This is a genomic window from Streptomyces sp. NPDC005576, assembly GCF_042871745.1.
Classification (GTDB): Bacteria; Actinomycetota; Actinomycetes; order Streptomycetales; family Streptomycetaceae; genus Streptomyces.
In genome coordinates this window covers 76,815-93,915 of sequence record NZ_JBIAJC010000003.1, presented here as the reverse complement: position 1 = coordinate 93,915, position 17,101 = coordinate 76,815, and the positions used below count along the sequence as shown (strand labels likewise).

Sequence of the window (17,101 nt, the reverse complement as noted above, 5' to 3'; positions counted from 1 at the left end):
CCCCCGGCCGTTCTCGACGCGGTCGGCTCAGTCGAGGTAGTCGCGCAGAACCTGCGAACGCGACGGGTGGCGGAGCTTCGACATCGTCTTCGACTCGATCTGCCGAATACGCTCGCGCGTCACGCCGTAGACCTTGCCGATCTCGTCCAGCGTCTTCGGCTGACCGTCGGTGAGGCCGAAGCGCATGGAGACCACGCCCGCCTCACGCTCGGAGAGGGTGTCGAGCACCGAGTGCAGCTGCTCCTGGAGGAGGGTGAAACTCACCGCGTCGGCCGGAACGACCGCCTCGGAGTCCTCGATCAGGTCACCGAACTCGCTGTCCCCGTCCTCACCCAGCGGGGTGTGCAGGGAGATCGGCTCGCGCCCGTACTTCTGGACCTCGATGACCTTCTCGGGGGTCATGTCGAGTTCCTTGGCGAGTTCCTCCGGCGTGGGCTCGCGGCCCAGGTCCTGGAGCATCTGCCGCTGCACACGCGCCAGCTTGTTGATGACCTCGACCATGTGCACCGGGATACGGATGGTGCGGGCCTGGTCGGCCATGGCGCGGGTGATGGCCTGACGGATCCACCAGGTGGCGTACGTGGAGAACTTGTAGCCCTTGGTGTAGTCGAACTTCTCGACCGCACGGATCAGACCGAGGTTGCCCTCCTGGATCAGGTCCAGGAAGAGCATGCCGCGGCCGGTGTAGCGCTTGGCGAGCGAGACCACGAGACGGAGGTTGGCCTCCAGCAGGTGGTTCTTGGCCCGCCGGCCGTCCTCGGCGATGATCTCCAGCTCGCGCTTGAGCTTCGGCGCGAGCTTGTCGGCGTTCGCCAGCTTGTCCTCGGCGAAGAGACCCGCCTCGATCCGCTTGGCGAGCTCCACCTCCTGCTCGGCGTTGAGGAGGGGGACCTTGCCGATCTGCTTCAGGTAGTCCTTGACCGGGTCGGCGGTGGCACCGGCGACGGCGACCTGCTGTGCGGGCGCGTCGTCCTCGTCGTCGTCGGAGAGGACGAAGCCCTTGTTCTCGCCCTCGCCCTCCTCGTCGTCGCCCTTGCCGGCCTTGACGTCCTCGACCGCCTCGTCACCGTCGAGAAGGTCGTCGTCCTGCTTGCCGGACTTCTTGGCGGCGGTCTTCTTGGCCACCGTCTTCTTCACGGCGGTCTTCTTCACGGCGGCCTTCTTGGCCACCGCCTTCTTCGCGGGGACCGCACCGGACTCACCGGACGCGTCGGCGCTGTCGACGGCCGGAGCGGCGGATGCCGCGACGGTCCTGGTCACGGTCGTCTTCGCCGCGACGGTCTTGGTGGCGGTGCGCTTGACCGGGCTCTTCGCTGCGACGCTCTTGCGGGCGCGCTTCGGCGACTCCGCGGCACTGACCATCAGCGTCACACCCTCTTCCTCGAGGATCTGATTGAGGCTGCGCAGAACATTCTTCCACTGGGTTGGCGGAATCTGGTCAGCCTCGAAGGCCCGACGCACGTCGTCGCCGGCGATCTGCCCATCAGCCTTTCCCCGCTCGATGAGCGCCGTGACGGACTCGGATTCGGCAATCTCCGGCGGGAGCGTACGGGATGTGCTGGCCGACACGAACAACCTCTCGGAACGATGGAAACGGCTTCCGGTCCCGCCCAGGAGGGCTGGAACCGACGTCCGTCGACTGGAGTGTCGCCGACGGCGCGGGCTTGGCCTGGGAACTGCACAGCGCACCCAATGGCTGCTGTATTCCTTCCGCGGCGGTCACCTCTTAGGTCATCGCACTGTTTCGAGGAGTGTTACGCCCAATCCGCGTGGCCCGAGTCACACCTCATTTGCGACGAACAGTGCCAGGGATGACATCCCCCCACAATTGTGCCGCCGGACCGCACGGTCCGGCGGCACAGGGTGCGTGTACCCCGGCCGTACCGCTCTCAGTGCTCGCGCGGAGCCGGAACCACTCGCTCCACCTCGGGGTGGACCACGACGAGGAGCTGGCGCATGGCCGACTCGGCGCCCGCCTGGTCCCCCGCCGCGAGGGCATCGGCGATCCTGGCGTGCTGGTCCACCGAAGCCTCGCTCGGGCGGTCACACCCGGTGACCGGACTGCCGGAGACGTGCAGAGCGGCGGAGACGATGCCGGAGAGGTGGTCCAGCATGCGATTGCCGGCGGCCTGGATCAGCAGGGCGTGGAACTCCGCGTCGGCGCGGGAGAAGGTGACACCGTCCCCCTGCCCCAGGGCGTGCCCCATGATCTCGACCATGTCGCCGAGCCGCTGCTGCACGTCCTCCCGGCCGTGACCGGCGGCGAGCCGCGCCGCGAGCGGCTCGATCGTCCACCGCAGCTCCGCCAGCTCGCGGCGCTGGTCGTCGCGCTGAGGGCCGAAGGCGCGCCATTCGATGATGTCGGCGTCGAGCAGATTCCAGTCGCTCACCGGGCGCACCCGGGTCCCCACGTTCGGCCGGGCGCTGACCAGGCCCTTGGCCTCCAGGACGCGCAGAGACTCGCGCACGACGGTGCGGGAGACTTCGAAGCGCTGCCCGATCTCTTCGGGTACGAGCGGGCGGTCCGCGCCGAGGTCACCTGAAACGATCATCTGACCGAGCTGCTGGACGAGTTGGCCGTGCAGGCCTCGGCCGCGACTGGCCGACCCCCGCCGGCCGGTGCGCCCCAGCTCGGATTCGGAGCCGCCCCAGGAACGCAGCGGGGCGCGGTCGCCGGCCGACTCCGCGTAGGGGTAACGGTCGAGATCGCCCGGACCGGCGAGACCGGAATCGGCGGAGCGGGCGGTGGTCATCATGGTGTGCGCAAGGGTACTCACGCATCATTTGTCGGCGTGGCTCGCGCACCCCTTGAGGTCTTTGCTGAAAAGCACACGAAAGGGTGATCGTCGCTGGCGCCACAATTGACGCTTTATCGTCTCAATCCGGGCGAGCGAAGCCGAGCTTGGGGTCCGTCACTCGGCCTTCGGCTCCCCCGTGATCACCAACGCGCCCTGTTCCGCAGGGCGGTGCCCACGTAGGCGCAGATCAGAGCCGCCAGCGAGACGAGGAGTGCCAGGCCGACGGGCTGGGCCAGGATCCGGCCGACCGCCAGCAGCCACCGGTCCGGTCCCGGCGGGATGTCGAGCCAGGCCAGTCCTCGCAGTCGGGCGGGGAGGCCGGTCAGCGCGTGCGCGGCGGGGCCGGCGAACGCCTTCTGCAACAACGGAACGACGAGCACCGGGACGGCGAGTACCGCCGCCACTCCCGCGCCGGCCACCCGGAAGGTTCCCGCGGCGAGCAGCCCCGCCCAGGTGCAGCCGACCGCCAGAGCGACCCAACTCACGGCCAGCAGAGTCGCGTTACCGGGAATCGCGGCCGCCCCCTCCCCATAGAAGAGGCGGAGCAACTGGAGGTCGCAGAGCGCGACGAGGAGTGAAAGAACCGTCGCCGCTGCCCCCGTGACGAGCAGTTTCGCCACGAGCAGACCGAGCCGCCTCGGTACCGTCCCTCTGCTCGCCGCGAGAGCGGGGTAGCGGAATTCGTCGCCGTAGGAGAGTGCCCCCAACAAGCCTGCCCCGAGCGCCGCAGGAGGAAGGGGCAGCAGCACCGGCCAGCCGCCGAGCAGATGTGACTGCGAGACTCCTCCGGTCCGCGCCATCAGTACCGAAGTGGCCGCCGACGCGATCACGACCACTGCCATGATCAACGGCGTGGTCGTCACCCCCAGCATGCGCCGCACCTCGTACCGCATCGGGCGCAGCGGGCCTCGCGGAGGGCGCACGGTGATCGGCGGCGGCAGTTCCGAGAGCGCGGCCGCGGAGGCGGGCGCCGGTGCGGGAGGCGCGGGAGGGCCGGCGTCCCCGAGCTCGTCGGCAAGCCGGTGCAGAGGGATGTCGTACCGGAAAGCGGTGTCCCCGATCTCCGCGCAGTTGCTCCCGTACACCGAGAGGCGGGTCCCCTCCTCGGCGACGATCTCCACCGACCGGCGCGCGTCCCTGGCTTCCCTGCCGACCACTGCCGCGAGACGGGCAGCGTGCGGGGACTGCACGACGACGCGCGGGCGGAGTCTGGTGCGGGCGAAGTCGGCGACCTCCTGGTCGGCCACGAGCCTGCCGCCGTCGATGGTGACGACGCGGTCCGCCGAGCGGATGGCCTCCTTGGGATCGCCGGTGGTCCACAGCACGGTGCCGCCCTGGGCCGCGTGCGCGCGCATCAGCCCGTAGAGCCAGGCGCTCTCGCGGGAGGAGAGACCATCGGTGGGATCGTCGAGCAGCAGGGTGTGCGGGTCGCCCAACAGGGCCGCCGCGAGCCCCAGTCTGCGGTCCATCCCGACGGAGAGCCCGCCGATGCGCTGGTCACCGAGCCCGGAGAGACCGACGACGTCGAGCATCTCGTCGGCGCGCGACAGGGGCGCACCGGCAGCGGCGCAGAGCATGCGCAGCTGCCCCCGCGCGGTCCGGGCCGGATGCCCCGGTACGTCTCCGAGAAGCACACCCACTTCCCGTGGGGGGTGCCCGATCCGGTGCAGGGGACGCCCCCTGAAGTAGGTGACGCCGCGCCCGGGGTCCAGTTCGAGCATGAGGCGCAGGGCCGCCGTCTTTCCGGCGCCGGAAACGCCGAGGAGTGCGGTGACACGGCCCGAGCGGGCCTCGAAGGTGAGATCGTCCACCGCGGGTGGCAGGTCGCGGCGGCGGGCACTGGTCAGTCCGATGGCCTGGAGCATCGCTTCTCTCGCGGAAGATGTGACCGCTCGGCGGCAAAGAGCGTGCGTACCTCAGCAACATAACGCGACATTTGCGACTTTTGGTGCAGCGGGAAGTCTACGAGTGTTCCGCGCTCGCGGACTGACGAAATCGCAGGCCAACGCGGACACCGCGGCTCCGCCGCCTGGTCAACGCGGGGTACTGACCCGCCGTACGGTCCCCGCAGCCCACCGCGGATCCACCGCACGCCACCTCGCCGTACGGTCACCTCGCCGTACGGTCACCTCGCCGTACGGTCACCCCGCCGTACGGTCACCCCGCCGTACGGTCACCCCGCCGTACGGTCACCCCGCCGTACGGTCACCCCGCCGTACGGACCCGCCGCCGTACGGACCCGCCGCCGCACGGTCACCGCTCGCGATACGGCTCGTCGTCGGGGCGGGCCGCGGGACCGGCGACCGGTTTCAGACCTCCGGCCTCAGCATGGGCGGGTTGAGGACGGTGGCGGAACCCGCACGGAACAACTGGGCGGGCCGGCCGCCCTGGCGCGTGGTCGTGCCTCCGGAGGGCACCAGAAATCCCGGTGTGCCGGTGACTTTGCGGTGGAAGTTCCTGGGGTCCAGGACCACCCCCCACACAGCCTCGTAGACGCGGCGAAGCTCTCCGACCGTGAACTCCGGCGGGCAGAAGGCCGTGGCGAGCGAGGAATACTCGATCTTGGACCGTGCCCGCTCCACGCCGTCCGCGAGGATACGGGCGTGGTCGAACGCCAGCGGGGCGGGCGACTCCTCCTCCCCCACCGTGTCCCCGCCCGTGGCGAGCAGGTCGTCCACCGGTGCCCAGCGCGCACCGTTGGCGTCCCCGCCCGCGCGGGGGGCGGGGAGGTCGGGCGAGAGCGCCAGGTGGGCCACGCTGACGACGCGCATGCGCGGGTCTCGGGACGGGGCACCGTACGTGGCGAGCTGTTCGAGGTGGGCACCGTTCCCAGCGGCGGGAACGGCCGGATCGTGCGCGCAGAGCCCGGTCTCCTCGACCAACTCGCGCGCTGCCGCGGCGGCCAGGTCCTCGTCCGCACGGACGAATCCGCCGGGCAGCGCCCAACAGCCCTGGAAGGGCGATTCCCCACGGCGTACGACCAGCGCGCACAAGGCGTGGCGCCGCACCGTCAGCACGACCAGGTCGACCGTGACGGCGAAGGGCGGGAAAGTCGACGGGTCGTAGGACGGCATGCGGCGATCATAGTCGTCTCCCTGACGATAAACACTCCATTCCGTCGTGCCTGAGGGCTGCGGATTCCGCAGATCCGCAAGCACTCCGCGTGATCACGGGTAGCGGCAACCCTTGATGATCTTCAGGTTGAGGGAGGCGTACTCGCTTCGCGCCGTTCCCGTACGGTCGCGCGAGCCGACGAACGCCCGGGCGCTGGCGTGCCCGGTCTGGGGCGCGAAGGTGGGGCGCGAAGGTGGGGCGCGAAGGTCTCCTCGTACGGCCCTGCCCCTGGTGCCACTGCACCGGGAGGCGTTCGGCGCGGCCGATCAGGCGCCCGGCGGCCCCCACGCCTGGGCGGCGGGACGCGTAGGAGTAGCGGCCCGCGCCGGGATACACATCGACATCGATCTCCGTAAATCCGGTTGGGCGCCGCCGGCGGCCAGGACGAGGTCGTGGGCGAGGGCGGCCTCTCAGGTCACTAAAGCAGGGCGCCGCCGGAAACCTCGACGCGCTGGGCGGTGACCCAGCGCAGCCCGTCGGAGGCGAGCGTGGCGATGGCGTCGCCGATCTCGGCGGGCTCGCCGACACGGCCCAGAGCGGTCTGCGCCGCCAGCCCCGCTCGCATGTCGCCGTCGTCGCGCATGGCGCCGCTGTTGAAGTCGGTGGCGGTCGGCCCCGGGGCGATGGCGTTGACCCGGATACCGCGTGGGCCCAGTTCCAGGGCCAGGGTGCGGCTGAGCGCTTCGACGGCGGCCTTGGACGCCGAGTAGACGGCGGTGGCGGGGCTGGTGTGGCGGGTCAGGGAGCTGGAGACGTTGATGACACTGGCGGGGTCGGCCATCAGCGGCACCAGTGCCTGGATGAGGAAGAACGTCCCACGGACGTTGGTGCCCATCATCGCGTCGAAGTCCGCTACACCGACCTGCTCCAGGGGGCTGAAGATGCCCACACCGGCGTTGTTGACCAGGACGTCCAACCGCGTGGCGCCCCAGGGGTGGAGATGCTCGCCGAGCTCCGCCACGAAGGGCGGGAACGAGGCGACATCGGCGATGTCCAGACGCAGCGCGAGGGCATCGGATCCGGCCGCCCGCACGACCTCGACCGTCTCCCGCGCCCCGACCTCATCGCCCCGGTGGGTGACGACGACCCTGATGCCCCGCCGTGCCAGGGCGAGCGCCGTGCTACGGCCCAGCCCCCGGTTGGCACCGGTCACCAGCGCGATCTTCTTGCTGTCCATGGAACTGCTCCTGAAAGGGGGAAGGGAAACGCCGCAGGGCTCACTACCCGACGCAAGAGGCGAGTCAATCGACTCGCCTCTTCCACCGTATGCCCGCCCCCAGAGGCGAGTCAAGTGACTCGCCTCGCGCGGCGGGCATACTGGATCCATGGCAGAAGGACTCTCCGACCACCACCGACGGCTGGCCCAGCAGAAGCGGGAGGCGATCACCTCGTCCGCCACCGCCCTGTTCCTCGACCACGGCTACGCAGGGACATCACTGGCCCGGATCGCCGAGGGGGCCGGAGTCTCGAAGTCCACGCTGTTCAAGCAGTTCCCCACGAAGGCGGCCCTGTTCGAGGCCATCGTGAGCGAGTCGTGGGAGCAGGGGTCCGGTCACGCTCCGATCCCGCCCCCGGCCGGCGACCTGCGTGCGGGACTGACGGACATCGGCCGTCGCTACGCACAACTGGTCGGCCGGCCCGGGATGACGGCTCTGTTCAGGATCGTCATCGCCGAACTGCCGCGCCTGCCCGAACTGGGCAGGATGCAGTTCCAGTTGGGCAAGCTGCCTTATTTCGACTCCGTGCGGCTCTACCTGCAAGCCGAGCACGAAGTCGGCACCGCGCGCGTGCCCGACGCGGAGAGCGCCGCCAACCAGTTCCTCGGCATGATCGCCAACTTCGCCCTGTGGCCCCGGATGCTGCTCACCGACTGGAATCCGGACGCCGGCGAGACCGACCATGCCGTCGACGAGGCCGTGGAAACGATGCTCGCCCGCTACGCCACCGGTGACCGGAAGTAGTCGCCCTTGCTCGCGCACCCGACGCCTCCCGACGCCTCCACGGGCGGGAGCGCGAGTCGCGACGTCCGGTCGGTGCCGCGTGGGGCACGTTCCCGCGCCCCTGCACGGGCACGGGCCCCCGGGGGACGGGGCCGAGGAGGCCCACCGATACCGGTTTCTGCCCGAAGGGTGGTGCGGTGCGGTGGTGCGGTCTCCCCCGCGGGACCACACCGCACCACCGCGGCGGCTCGCGCCTCGTCGGCAAGCACCGAAGGCCCGGGACCGGAAGCGGGTGGGCCGAGCCGTGCAGGCCGATACTGGCAGCCGGAGCAGTCCGGAACCGGGCAGGGCCCGGGAAGGCCCGTTCGTGAGCACCCCCGTACGGACCCACGGCTCGGCTCAGTCGCTCAGCCGCTGGTTCCGTCCCTGTCCCCCTGCCGGCCGCGCGGCAGCCGCTCCCGGCGCCGGGTTCGCGCCGTCCCCGGGTTGACCGGGGTGACGGGGCGGGTGCGGCCGCCGGCCTTCCCGCTCCGGATGGGGGCGGAAGGCCCTGCCTGCGCACCGGACCTCACCCGGCCCGCCCCGCGGGAAGGCGTGGCCTCCTGCGGAGGGATACCCTCTCCCGCTGTGGACTTCAGCGCTTCCTCCTCCTCTTCCCGCAGGCAGCGGCGCAGCTTCTCCGGATCCACGCCTTCGTTGCACGCCTCGTGGAGAAGCTGGGCGAAGGTGTAGTCCGGGTCCGCCCGGAGAGCGAGCGAGAGAGCCACTCGGGCGCCGGGCTCGTCCCCGGTCGACCACGAGACCCAGGCGGCCAGCGCCAGCGGGGCGGCGGCGTGCTCCACGTACGGACCCACACAGCGCCGGGCGAGGGCACGCCAGAGGCGCAGTGCCGCGGGAGCCTCCGGGCCCTCCATCCACCGGGCGGCGCGGTCCCGGGTCTCGCGGTCCTGAAGTCCCAGGATCACGGCGGCAGCCTCGTCATGGCTGATCAGTCCGTCGTCACGGAAGTCGGCGGCGCCCGCGGCAGGGGGCACGGGCGTCTTGCCCACGCGCTCCAGCAGGCCCCGCGCCAGGCTCAGGGTCTCCCTGGCCACCTGGCTGCGGCCGTGGGTGTCGAGGATGCGGGCCACCATCGCCGCGCCCACCTCGTCCAGGGCGCGGAGCTGCTCCGGTGCGTGTGCGCCGGACCAGGGAACGAGCCGTTGCTCCAGCTCCCGGAGCGAGCCCTTGACCTGGATCCCTGCGTAGGCCGCGGCGGCGGCCATCACCGTGGTGCCCGGCAGGGCGAGTGGGTTGCCGTCCTCCGGGCAGCACCGGCCGTCCGGGCAACAGTACGACCAGTACCTGCCGTTGGAGATGCAGAGCGCCTCCAGCACGGGGACGTCGAGCGCGCCGCAAGCGGTGCGCAGGAGTTGGGCGAACGGCCGCATCCTCTCCATGACTTCATGGGCGGCCTCTCCCGGTCCCGGGTCCTGGCAGAGGAAGAGGACGATCGCGTCGGGTCGGTCACCTCGGCGCTCGCTTCCCGAGATCAGACAGTCCGCCAGTTGGTCTGCGACCGGGCCCCATTCCGTCTCGGCAGGCGGGATTCCGTGCCGCAGCCGCCCCCCGAATCGGCCGCGGCCGCCGTGCAGGGCCACGAGGACGACGCTGTCGGTCGGATGGAATCCCAGCAGGTAGGGCAGGGCGTCGGCGAGATCTGCGGGGCCACGCAGAGTGACTTGCTGGGTGTCGGCGGAACCGGTGGATTCATGGTGCTTGTTCATGGGATGACCGTCCCGCACGACGCACATTTCCGCGACCCCTGTGGATAACTCCCTTTATCCACAGATACCCAGCGTCACTGGCGCATTGTCAGAGCTCGGGTTTCTCATGGGGACATGACCACGCGAAAGCACGTCGAGGCGCTCGGCGCCCGACACCACGACCCGCTCTCCGCACCTGCCCACCACCAGGACGGCCGCCGGTTCCGCCACTCCGCCTCCCCACGGCCCCGCCATCACCGGGGCGATGACGTCGCGCCGCTGACGGCGGCCTTCACGCGCGCCCGGCCGGTCCACCCCGGGCGGGCGCGCGGAGACCGGGTCCACGGACACCGGGTGTGGGGAGATCCGGTACGCGGTGACGGGCCGCACGGCGACTCAGCCCGAGGCGGCCAGCACCAGCGGCAGGACCTGCTCGGCGCCGGCCCTGCGCAGCAGCCGTGCGGCGACCGCGAGGGTCCAGCCGGAATCGGTGGAGTCGTCCACGAGCAGGACGGGACCGGGCGACGCGGCCAGGGCGGCCGCCAGCTCGCCGGAGACGGCGAAGGCGCCCGACAATGCTCTGACGCGCTGCGCGGAGTTGCTGCGCCGTGCGGTGTGCTCCCCCTCCGGTCCGGTGTATGTCAGGGTGCCCAGGAAGGGCATTCGGCCGACCGTCGCGATTCCCTGGGCGAGGGAGCCGACCAGTCGCGGACGCGAGAGGGAGGGCACCGCGACGACACCCACCGGCCGGGCGGGGGCGTCCGGGGCGTTCGTCGCCCACCCTCCCGCGGAGCGCGCCCAGTCCGCGAGCACGTCGACCGCCGCGCGCAGAACGTCGTCGGGAACGGGTCCGTCCGGTGCGTTCTCGGCCAGCAGCGGACGCAACCGGTTGCCCCAGCCGATGTCCGAAAGCCGGCCCAGGGCCCGCCCGCCGGAGCACAGTTCCTTGGCCGGAATGCGCCCCTTGAGGTCGATGCCCAGGGCGGCCAGGCCGGTCGGCCACATCCGGCGCGGTTCGATCTCCACCCCGGGGCGATCCAGTTCCTTCGCCGCGCCCGTGAGGGTCTCCGCCGACACGGAGGAGTCGGCCCAGCTGCCCGCGCAGTTGTCGCAGCGGCCGCACGGGGCCGCGCCCTCGTCGTCCAGCTGTCGGCGCAGAAACTCCATCCGGCATCCGGACGTGCTCACGTAGTCGCGCATGGCCTGCTGCTCGGTCGCCCGCTGCCGCGCCACCCACGCGTAGCGCTCGGCGTCGTACACCCACGGGGCACCGGTGGCCGTCCAGCCGCCCTTCACCCGCTTCACCGCGCCGTCGACGTCCAGCACCTTCAGCATCGTCTCCAGCCTGCTGCGCCGGAGCTCGACCGACGTCTCCAGCGCGGGCACCGACAGCGGCCGCCCCGCATTCTCGAGTGCAGCGAGGGTCTGCCGCACCTGCGTCTCGGGCGGGAAGGCCGTGTCGGCGAAGTAGCGCCAGATGGCCTCGTCCTCCTTGCCAGGCAGCAGCAGCACGTCGGCGTGGGCCACTCCGCGGCCGGCTCGTCCCACCTGCTGGTAGTAGGCGATGGGCGAGGAGGGCGATCCCAGGTGCACGACGAAACCCAGGTCCGGCTTGTCGAAGCCCATGCCGAGGGCCGAGGTGGCGACCAGCGCCTTGACCCGGTTCTCCTGAAGGTCGGTCTCCGCCTGGAGCCGGTCGGCGTTCTCGGTGCGCCCGGTGTAGGAGGCGACCGGGAAGCCGCGCTGCCGCAGGAAGGCGGTGGCCTCCTCGGCGGCGGCGACGGTGAGTGCGTAGATGATCCCGGAACCGGGCAGCTCGTCCAAGTGCTCGGCGAGCCAGCCCAGCCGGTGCGCTGCGTCCGGCAGCCGTACGACTCCGAGGCGCAGGCTCTCCCGCTCCAGGGGCCCGCGCAGGACGAGCGCCTCGCCCGCACCCGTGCCGAGCTGGTCGGCGACGTCCGCGGTGACGCGCGCGTTGGCGGTCGCGGTGGTGGCCAGGACCGGTACCCCGGGGGCGAGCTCGGCGAGCATCGCCCGCAGGCGACGGTAGTCCGGCCGGAAGTCGTGACCCCAGTCGGAGATGCAGTGCGCCTCGTCGACCACCAGCAGACCGGTCGTGGCCGCGAGACGAGGCAGGACCTGGTCACGGAAGTCGACGGAGTTGAGGCGTTCCGGGCTGACGAGGAGGACGTCCGTCTCGCCGCGCTCGACCTCGCCGTAGATGGTTTCCCACTCCTCCGGGTTCGCCGAGTTGATGGTGCGTGCCTGGATCCCCGCGCGCGCCGCCGAGTCGACCTGATTGCGCATCAGGGCGAGCAACGGCGAGACGATCACCGTGGGGCCGGCGCCGCGGCGGCGCAGCAGGGCGGTGGCGACGAAGTACACCGCCGACTTGCCCCAGCCGGTGCGCTGCACCACCAACGCCCGACGACGGTCCTCCACCAGGGCCGACACCGCCTGCCACTGGTCCTCCCGCAGCCGCGCCGAGCCGCCGGGGTCACCGACCAGTTCGGCGAGAATGGCGTCTGCTTCGTGGCGGAGCTCCAGGGTGTCCATACCCCCCATGCAACCCGATGGCCGGGCCGCACGGCCACCTCACGCAGGGTGACGGCCCGCGGGAGGGAAGACTCCGGCATCCGATGCCGGGGCGGGTTGTTCTCTCCGCGCCTGGCTGTTCGGAGGAGGCGGGAGGCGTCGCGGGGGCCCGTGACGGGCAGGGATATCCGGGTCTTTACGGTGGATATCCGTCAGGTGTTCCAATTGCTCGTTGCCGCCCGCCGGTACGCCAGGGAGAATTGGAGTTGCCTCCCGCACGGTCACTTCACGGCCCGTATGGGCGTGCCCTCTGTCATCCTGCCCGCACCGTGGGCGCGTAGCGAAGGGAGAACCGTGACCTTCGGATTCGCACCGTCCGCAGACACTTCACCGTGGGGGGCGTCCTCGATGCCGGCCGATTCCACCAGTCGGCTCGCCCGGATGCTGGAGCCCACCGAGTGGGCATCGGCGGGCATACCCCTGCTGCGCAACCCCCGCGAGGTGGTCGGCGGGCTGCACGCACGCCACCGTCCCACTCCGGCCACTGCCGTCGTGGCCGTTCTCGACCACGAGGAACGTCTGAATGCGAGCGCCTCGTTCGTCCGGCGAGGTTCCGCCGTCGCTGACGGCTGGGAGTTCCGCAACGCGCTCCTGTCCCACCTGCGCCGGGTCATCCCGCACGACCTGCGCCGCCGAACCCCGGCGCGAACCGCCGTGCTGCTCTACTGCCGCGAGGGCGACGAGCGCTGGACGGAGGAGGACGGCGCCTGGATGTGGGGGCTGCGGGACGCCTGCACCCTGCACGGGTTGCGCTGCGGTGCGTACATCACGCTGACCCGCGGCGGATGGCAGGTCCTGGGCGAGGGCAGAGGAGGCAGGCAGCCGAATTCGCTGTCCACGCCCGCGTCGCTCGCGGAGTCCTTCGCCGCCGCGCCGGTCCCTCTCCGTACGGGTGGCGGAGTGGCCGAGGCGATGCTTCGCACAGCTGCCCGCTGAACCCGGCGGGCCGGGGTCCGGCCGCCCCGTGCGGGACGGCCGGACCCCGTGTGCCAGGACGGTCGGGGCTGCCGGTCGGATCAGACGCTCGTGCCGAGAGCGGCGTTGATCGCCTGCGGGTCGCCACACACGATCAGCAGGGTGCCGGCCCGCTCCCGTGCGACGGACAGCTGCTGGGCCGCGTCGCCGGTCACTTCGCCGTTGACGGCGACGACCACGACCGGACGACCGGTGGCACGGCCGACCATCGACAGGTCCGCGAAGAACACGTCGTCACCGGCTTCGTGCTGTGCCCAGTAGGAGGCCTCGCCGAAGGAGAGTTCGTGCGTGGCCCACGGGTGCTGCTCACCTGTGGTGAACACGAGGACGTCGCCCGGGGCGCGGCCGTTGTCGAGCAGCAGGTCGACGGCCTCTTCGGCAGCGTCGAGCGCCCCGGCGGAGGGGGCCGGGATCACCTGCAGCTGCGGCACGGAACGATTCTCCGCGCGCGCCAACGGGCCGGAGGCCGGACGGGGGCGCTGCGCCGGCGGCGCAGGCCGTGCGGGTCCCGGGTGTCCGGGACGCGGTGTGGCCGCGGAACGCGGCCCAGGGACGGGACGGGGGGTCGACGCGGTACGGCCGGAGGCCGGAACCGCAAGGGGACCCTGAGCGCTCTCGTGAATCTGAGACTCCTCGGGGATGAGAGGCATGGATGATTGTCTTTCGAACGCCGATACGCCTGGTGTCGGCGGGTGGGTGCGCAAGCGCGATCAGAAATCGAAGCCGAGCTGGCCCCCGCTTTCGAGTGCTGCCGCCTCGGCTGACGAGCGGACCTTCTTCAGGTGCTGCCACCGCGGCAGCGCGTCGAGGTACGACCAGGACAGGCGGTGGTGGGGGGTGGGCCCCAGCTCCTCCAGCGCCGCCCGGTGCGTCGGTGACGGGTATCCGGCATTGGCTCCGAAGGCGAACTCCTCGAACTCTCCGGTGGCCGCGCCGAGTTCCGCCATCATGGTGTCGCGGTACACCTTGGCGATGACCGAGGCTGCGGCGACCGCGATGCAGGACTGGTCGCCCTTGATGACGGTGCGTACCCGCCAGGGGCTTCCGAGGTAGTCGTGCTTGCCGTCGAGGATCACTGCGTCGGGGCGGACCGGCAATTCGGCAAGGGCGCGGACGGCGGCGAGCCGCAGCGCTGCGGTCATTCCGAGTTCGTCGATTTCCTCGGGGGAAGCGTGGCCGAGTCCGAAGGCCGTGACCCAGTCCCGCAGGACGGGCGCCAGTTCGGCCCGGCGCCGGGGCGTGATCAGCTTGGAGTCGGTGAGTCCGTCGGGGGCTCTGCGCAGACCGGTGACCGCCGCGCAGACGGTGACGGGACCTGCCCACGCTCCGCGTCCGACTTCGTCGACACCGGCGACGGTCCGGGCACCGGTGGTGGCACGGAGCGAGCGCTCGACAGTGTGCGTGGGTGGTTCGTACGGCATGGCGCCAGACAGCGTACGCCGATGGGCGCGGTGGCGACACCCCGGGGGACCGGGTATTCCGTGAACTGCCCGGCCGGCACGCACGGCCCGGTATGCGTCCGGACCCGGGCGGCTGCGCTCTCGGACGTGCCCGCCCCTCCCCGGCCGGCCCCCCACCCGTCCCGCCGGCCCGGCCCACCCGCCCGCGACGGCCCCTCCGACTGCACCTCCTACCGGCCCACCACCCCGCCCGACCCCGGCCAGGGCGGGGCCACCCGCCTCGCCGCCCGCCTCCACGACCTCAGGTTCTGTACAGCCAGCGGTGCAACCAGGGGTGCAGCCGGCGGTGCAATCGACACGCCGCCGGCATCGGGGCCCGTCAGTACGGGTCGTACTCCGAATCGGCCGGCCCGGGTTCGGCAGGGTCGAGGTCGCCGTAGTCACCGCCACCGTCCCGCCCGGGGCACGGGAACTCCGCCGGGTCGACCGGACGTTCGGCGAGGATGTCCCGCGCCCTCGCCTCGCTCCAGCTCGTGGCGTACCACGGTGCGTCCGAACCCAGGAGCGCGCTCTGGATCTCCCGGAGCGCACAGGCTCGCACTCTCTCGTCGGGGATGGCGTTCAGAGCGGGCACGGCGTCGGCCGACAGCTGCTGGAGGTAGGTGATGTCGATCGCCTTGCCGTCGCGGTAGCGCTGGACGTTCTGTTCGGCGATCATCCGGTCGGGTGAGACCAGCCCGAAGGCGAGCACTCCCACGGCGGCACTGACGACGACCGCCCGGGGCAGGTGCCTGGCGCCGAACACTCCGGCGGCGATGATCAGCACCAGGACGACGCCGAGCCACAACTCGACCGCCGCCACCGAGATGCGCAGCCGAGTGAGGCCGAACGCGTCGACGTAGAGGTCCATGCGGCGCAGCGCGGAGGCGACTACGACGAGGGTGAGAACGCAGAGGGTGCCGAGCACGCCCTTGACCAGCAAATGGTCCTTCGCTCCCCCGCGCGGGGCACTCCGCAGGGCCAGGGCGATGACCACCAACGTCAGCAGAGTCGCCCAGAGAAGCTGCCAGAAGCCCTCACGGGCGTACTCCGCGGGGTTGAGTCCGGTCTCCTTCAAGACCTTGTCGTAGCCACCTAGCAGCACGACGAGCTGGAGGGTGATGAAAGCGGCGAACAACACGTCGAGCACGATGAGCGGAAGTGCCCACTCCACCCTCCCCCGCGCCCGTCCGGGACGGACGGAGATCCCGTCCCAGCGTGTGGGGGCGGCGGCGGTGTGCGCGGCCGCGAGGGCGCCGGCCAGGCCGAGCGCGAGGAGGAAGAACCTCCAGGGCCCTTCACCCAGCGAGACGTCCGGCAGGACGTCGCCGAGGAGATCCGCGAAGGCCGCGTCGGCGCTCGCGAAGAGTGTCCCGAACACCAGCAGCAGTACCGCGGCGACGACGGCCGTCCGGAGCACGGTGCCCCAGCGCGCCCGCGAGCCGGAGGCCCGTGTCCTGATGCCGCGCCATCCCCATCCGATGCCCGGAACCACCGCGTCCAGCACCCCCAGCGAGCCCGCGAGCACGCCGAACCAGCTCCGGCTGCCGTGCAGGGCGAGCGAGCCCAGGGCGGCGGCGGACACGACAGCGAGGAAGGTCGGCCAGCCCGCGTCCAGAAGAGCCGGGACCGTCAGGAGAGCCAGCCCGCCGACTCCCCAGGCCGGCGTCCACGCGTGCGCCCGACGCCCTGCCCTGCGCGCCTCCAGCCAGGCACCGGCCGCGGCGGGCAGCGCCACCAGGAGAAGGTTGATCCCGAGTCCGTCACCGAGCAGCAACGCGCTGAGGACGCCGGTGGCGAGGACCGCCAGGAGGGTCGTCCCCGCGATGGGCGGCGGAGCTGCGGGGCGGACCCGGGCGAAGGCCCCCGGCGGTGCGGGCCGCGGCTGCCAGGGGTTGGCGGGCTCGGCCGGTGCGGCGGGCGGGGCCGGTTCCGTAGCGGATGGCGCCGCATCCGCAGGAGAGTGCACGCCGCCGGAGGGCTTTCCGGCCGGCGGGGACACGGACGCCGGGGAGATAGCCTCCGTGAGCACGGACGCCGGGGACACCGACTCCATGAGCCCAGGCGTCAGGGACTTCGACTCCGCCCCCGACTCCGCCTCCGACTCCGAGGACATGGGCGTCGGCCTGCCCGGCCCACCACCATCAGAAGCGCCGGACCCACCGGCCCCGCCGGACCCACCGGCCCCGCCGGACCCACCGGCCCCGCCGGACCCACCGGCCCCGCCGGACCTACCGGTCCCACCCGCCCTGCCGGTCCCACCCGCCCTGCCGGACCCAGCAGTGGCGCCGGACCCGGTCGCCCCGGCGCTCGCGCCGGACCGGCCGGACCCACCTGGCGTCGACGGCGTGTCCTCCGGGTCCGGTATTCCGGACGGCTGGTCGGACGTGGTCATGGGACCCCTCCCCCGCGCGGGTCCGCCGTACGGCCGAGCGTCGGCGCGTCCCCCGCTGTCTCGTTCCTCGCGCCCCGGCGGAAACCGCCGGGCGACGCGT

Annotated in this window: 12 protein-coding genes; 2 read left to right on the top strand and 10 right to left on the bottom strand. The window is 71.8% G+C overall.

Annotation, left to right across the window (positions count from 1 at the left end):
* Positions 1-27: 27 nt before the first annotated feature.
* From ACFYPN_RS06615 to ACFYPN_RS06595, 5 genes are all read right to left on the bottom strand, one after another.
* Positions 28-1,569 carry an RNA polymerase sigma factor gene (locus ACFYPN_RS06615; protein WP_358760808.1) on the bottom strand — a complete coding sequence of 514 codons (1,542 nt, stop codon included), beginning with the start codon at positions 1,567-1,569 and terminating at the stop codon, positions 28-30.
* Positions 1,570-1,889: 320 nt separating this feature from the next.
* Positions 1,890-2,777 carry a FadR/GntR family transcriptional regulator gene (locus ACFYPN_RS06610; RefSeq protein WP_389297053.1) on the bottom strand — a complete coding sequence of 296 codons (888 nt, stop codon included), beginning with the start codon at positions 2,775-2,777 and terminating at the stop codon, positions 1,890-1,892.
* Between the two features lie 161 nt (positions 2,778-2,938).
* The gene (locus ACFYPN_RS06605) at positions 2,939-4,663 is read right to left on the bottom strand and encodes an ATP-binding cassette domain-containing protein (protein WP_389297051.1); all 1,725 of its coding nucleotides are present in this window, start codon (positions 4,661-4,663) and stop codon (positions 2,939-2,941) included.
* Between the two features lie 444 nt (positions 4,664-5,107).
* On the bottom strand, positions 5,108-5,872 hold the full coding sequence (locus tag ACFYPN_RS06600; RefSeq protein ID WP_358760805.1) for an NUDIX domain-containing protein: 765 nt from the start codon (positions 5,870-5,872) through the stop codon (positions 5,108-5,110).
* Positions 5,873-6,330: 458 nt separating this feature from the next.
* A complete protein-coding gene (locus ACFYPN_RS06595) occupies positions 6,331-7,089 on the bottom strand; it encodes an SDR family NAD(P)-dependent oxidoreductase (RefSeq protein WP_389297048.1) in 759 nt (252 codons plus the stop codon).
* 148 nt (positions 7,090-7,237) lie between these two features.
* Here ACFYPN_RS06595 and ACFYPN_RS06590 point away from each other — a divergent pair, with 148 nt between their 5' ends.
* Positions 7,238-7,873: a TetR/AcrR family transcriptional regulator gene (locus ACFYPN_RS06590; RefSeq protein ID WP_389297046.1), complete on the top strand. Its 636-nt coding sequence runs from the start codon at positions 7,238-7,240 to the stop codon at positions 7,871-7,873.
* Between the two features lie 386 nt (positions 7,874-8,259).
* Here ACFYPN_RS06590 and ACFYPN_RS06585 read toward each other — a convergent pair whose 3' ends face one another.
* Positions 8,260-9,618 (bottom strand): DUF4192 domain-containing protein, encoded by a 1,359-nt coding sequence (locus tag ACFYPN_RS06585; protein ID WP_358760802.1) that lies wholly within the window; start codon positions 9,616-9,618, stop codon positions 8,260-8,262.
* 375 nt (positions 9,619-9,993) lie between these two features.
* Entirely contained in the window at positions 9,994-12,153 is a 2,160-nt protein-coding gene (locus ACFYPN_RS06580; RefSeq protein WP_358760801.1) for a RecQ family ATP-dependent DNA helicase, read from the bottom strand.
* Positions 12,154-12,486: 333 nt separating this feature from the next.
* Here ACFYPN_RS06580 and ACFYPN_RS06575 point away from each other — a divergent pair, with 333 nt between their 5' ends.
* Positions 12,487-13,128 (top strand): hypothetical protein, encoded by a 642-nt coding sequence (locus tag ACFYPN_RS06575; RefSeq protein WP_358760800.1) that lies wholly within the window; start codon positions 12,487-12,489, stop codon positions 13,126-13,128.
* Positions 13,129-13,208: 80 nt separating this feature from the next.
* On the opposite strand, the gene ACFYPN_RS06570 is transcribed toward ACFYPN_RS06575, so the two are convergent.
* The 3 genes from ACFYPN_RS06570 to ACFYPN_RS06560 form a co-directional block, all read right to left on the bottom strand.
* Positions 13,209-13,817: a hypothetical protein gene (locus ACFYPN_RS06570; protein WP_389297043.1), complete on the bottom strand. Its 609-nt coding sequence runs from the start codon at positions 13,815-13,817 to the stop codon at positions 13,209-13,211.
* A gap of 60 nt (positions 13,818-13,877) precedes the next feature.
* Complete coding sequence (locus tag ACFYPN_RS06565; protein WP_358760798.1) at positions 13,878-14,588, bottom strand: ribonuclease HII; 711 nt, start codon at positions 14,586-14,588, stop codon at positions 13,878-13,880.
* A gap of 358 nt (positions 14,589-14,946) precedes the next feature.
* Positions 14,947-16,722, bottom strand: coding sequence for a DUF4153 domain-containing protein (locus ACFYPN_RS06560; RefSeq protein ID WP_389297041.1), 1,776 nt, complete (start codon positions 16,720-16,722; stop codon positions 14,947-14,949).
* Positions 16,723-17,101: the final 379 nt, after the last annotated feature.